The sequence below is a fragment of the Microcystis sp. M53598_WE2 genome (assembly GCF_030067735.1).
GTDB classification, from domain to species: domain Bacteria; phylum Cyanobacteriota; class Cyanobacteriia; order Cyanobacteriales; family Microcystaceae; genus Microcystis; species Microcystis aeruginosa.
In genome coordinates this window covers 1-2,869 of sequence record NZ_JASJFE010000663.1, presented here as the reverse complement: position 1 = coordinate 2,869, position 2,869 = coordinate 1, and the positions used below count along the sequence as shown (strand labels likewise).

Sequence of the window (2,869 nt, the reverse complement as noted above, 5' to 3'; positions counted from 1 at the left end):
ATTCAATATCAAGATTGTGGGATTCCCGAATACTGGATAGTTGATCCTCAAACTCAAACCATTTTAGTCTTATAATTAAGAGTAGATACTTACACACAGGTTGGTAATCTTAGCAATGATGACTTAGTAAGATCCGCTATATTTAGTCAACTCAAGTTAAAAGTTTCTCAAGTATTTAATTAGGCAAATTAACCCCCATGATTACCGTAGGACCCATTACATTAAACTTAAAATCCGTCAATTTAAGCGATGAGCAATTTTATCAACTTTGCCATAATAACGACGATTGGCGAATTGAACAAAATGCCGAAGGAGAATTAATCATTATGCCCCCGATTGGTGCTATTAGTGGAAATCGAGAATCAGATTTGAACGCCGATTTAGTTATTTGAAATCGTCAAACAAAACTCGGTAAAGTCTTTAGTTATTCCACTATATTTACCTTACCCAAGAGGGGTAAACGTTCCCCTGATGTCGCTTGGATTGCTAATGAACGCTGGGAAGCTTTACCCTTAGAAGAACAAGAAAAAATTGCGAGAATTTGTCCTGATTTTGTGATAGAATTAAGATCACGCACTGATTCTTTAAGTCAACTACAAGCAAAAATGCAGGAATATCTTGATAGTGGCTTAAGATTGGGTTGGTTAATTGATCCCATTAGTCAACAGGTAGCCATCTATCGCCAAAATCAGGAAGTAGAAATCGTCTCATTACCAACCACCTTATCTGGGGAGAGCGTTTTACCTGGATTTACTTTAGAATTACCCATTTTTTGACGACAGGAAATACCAAGATGATAGCAACTACAACGATTTCTCCTCAATTAACCATTCCACGCCTAGAAAATGGGGACAAGCTCACTCGTCGTGAATTTGAGCATAGATATAATGCCATGCCAAATCTGAAAAAAGCAGAACTCATTGAAGGAATTGTTTATATTATGGCTTCTCCCCTCAGAATTAAGAACCATGGTGAACCCCATGCTGATATTATAGGTTGGCTAAGTGTCTATAAAGCCTTTACTCCCAATCTGCAATTAGGCGATAATTGTACGGTACGTCTTGATGCGGACAATGAACCTCAACCCGATGCACTATTAAGAATTAAAAATGGTGGACAATCAACGATTAGTGAGGATGGTTATGTCGAAGGTGCGCCAGAGTTAATCGTTGAAATTGCAGCAAGTACCGTCTCCCTTGACTTACATCAAAAACTTAAGGTTTATCGCCGTAACCAAGTGCAAGAATATCTAGTCTGGCGAGTTGACGATGGAGAATTTGACTGGTTTAGATTAACAAATGAAGAATATATTAAACTTGAACCGAACTCAGAAGGGATAATTTGTTCTCAGATATTCCCTGGATTATGGTTAGATAGAGATGCTTTACTAGCTGGTGACTTAGCCAAGGTTTTAGAGGTTTTGCAATTGGGAATGGCAAGGATAAAAAATTAATCTAGTTAGAGTAATCTAAATTTAACAAAAACTTCACACAAATTCATAAAAAAACTATTGACTCGACGACCAAAGAAGGAGTAATGAAAACCGATAAAATCTTTTATACCCTATTTCAAGTCTTTCCCGAACTTCTCTTTCAACTGCTGGGGGAATCTCCGAATCTAGCGCAAAATTATCAATTCAAGTCAATCGAAATCAAAGAATTGGCTTTCCGGCTTGATGGGGTATTTATTCCCGATGCTGACCACCTGGATTATCCGCTTTACTTTGTCGAAGTTCAATTTCAAAAAGACGAGGATTTTTATTGGCGATTTATGACTCAGATCTTCCTGTATCTCAAGCAGTATAAGCCGGAACGCGCCTGCTGTCCCGTGATTCTGTGGGGAAAGCGCCGCTTGGACATTGGGTTTCCCATCGCTTACCAAAATTTGCTAAACTTAGAGCGGATCCAACGAATATATCTCGATGAAATCGAGGCTGAATCTCCTCCCTCTCTGGGGATAAGTATCCTCCAGTTTATCCTCATCAGTGGGAAAAAAGCACCCGAACAGGTTCAATCCTTGATTGAGCAAACCCGCCAACAGATTATTGACCCTAACACTCAACGAAATGTTATCGAGTTAATCGAGAAGATTATTATCTACAAATTTCCTCAGAAAAGTCGCCAGGAGTTAGAAGCTATGTTTAATCTCACTGAATGGAAACAAACCAAGTTTTATCAAGAAGCTAAAGAAGAAGGAAAACTTGAAGGTAAACTTGAAGGGAAATTGGAAACAATTCCTCTTCTGGTTAGGTTGGGACTTAACGAAGAACAAATTGCGCGGGAATTAAATCTAAAAGTTGAGATTGTTCATCAATTTATTGCCAATCAGAACAATTAAAACTTTTTGGCTACCAATGCGATGATCATCAATTCCCTTATCAAGGTTTATTTTTGCAAAATTTCTCTCTTTTTATTTATTTCAGGCTCAGGTAAAGATTCTCCTAATTTCTGATAAAGTTCCATCAGAGATTCTAGGACTTCTTCAGCATTTTTCACTGATTCAGCATAAGTATTACCATGAGTTCGCCATTTTTGACCTGGAAAGTCGGGTAAGCCAACTAGATAACAATTGTCTTCATCAGACCACTGAATCACTATTCTATATTTAAGTTTTTTCATCTTCTTTTCTCCTGACCTCTTCAATGGCATTTTTGACTTCTTGTTCTTGGTAACGTTTAGCATCCGCTCCGTCTTTTCCCGAGAGAGTGATTTTCCCTGCATATAGAGGGTGTAACCAATGGTTGTGACTGCCTTTTCCCGGAAAATCAATAAATCCAGCTTTTTTGAGCATTTGTTTCAATTCTCTGATTTTTTTGGCATCAGTCAAGATTTGATCGATCAGGTAATTTGCTGGGGGGTGTGACAAGTCT

4 protein-coding genes and 2 pseudogenes are annotated in these 2,869 nt (G+C 38.1%); 4 read left to right on the top strand and 2 right to left on the bottom strand.

The window, feature by feature from the left end:
• The 4 genes and pseudogenes from PX636_RS13550 to PX636_RS13535 form a co-directional block, all read left to right on the top strand.
• Positions 1-183 (top strand): annotated as a pseudogene (locus tag PX636_RS13550) (Uma2 family endonuclease); the annotation flags it as partial.
• 14 nt (positions 184-197) lie between these two features.
• Positions 198-776 (top strand): annotated as a pseudogene (locus PX636_RS13545) (Uma2 family endonuclease).
• A 17-nt stretch (positions 777-793) separates the two neighbouring features.
• Complete coding sequence (locus tag PX636_RS13540) at positions 794-1,453, top strand: Uma2 family endonuclease (protein WP_012263802.1); 660 nt, start codon at positions 794-796, stop codon at positions 1,451-1,453.
• Positions 1,454-1,536: 83 nt separating this feature from the next.
• Positions 1,537-2,337, top strand: coding sequence for an Rpn family recombination-promoting nuclease/putative transposase (locus PX636_RS13535; protein ID WP_288117577.1), 801 nt, complete (start codon positions 1,537-1,539; stop codon positions 2,335-2,337).
• A gap of 47 nt (positions 2,338-2,384) precedes the next feature.
• Here the strand turns inward: PX636_RS13535 and PX636_RS13530 are convergent, their stop codons facing one another.
• The gene (locus PX636_RS13530) at positions 2,385-2,618 is read right to left on the bottom strand and encodes a type II toxin-antitoxin system HicB family antitoxin (protein WP_002797455.1); all 234 of its coding nucleotides are present in this window, start codon (positions 2,616-2,618) and stop codon (positions 2,385-2,387) included.
• Positions 2,605-2,869: type II toxin-antitoxin system HicA family toxin (locus PX636_RS13525; RefSeq protein ID WP_502882885.1), on the bottom strand; the 265-nt coding region annotated here is incomplete at its 5' end. The genes PX636_RS13525 and PX636_RS13530, both read right to left, overlap by 14 nt.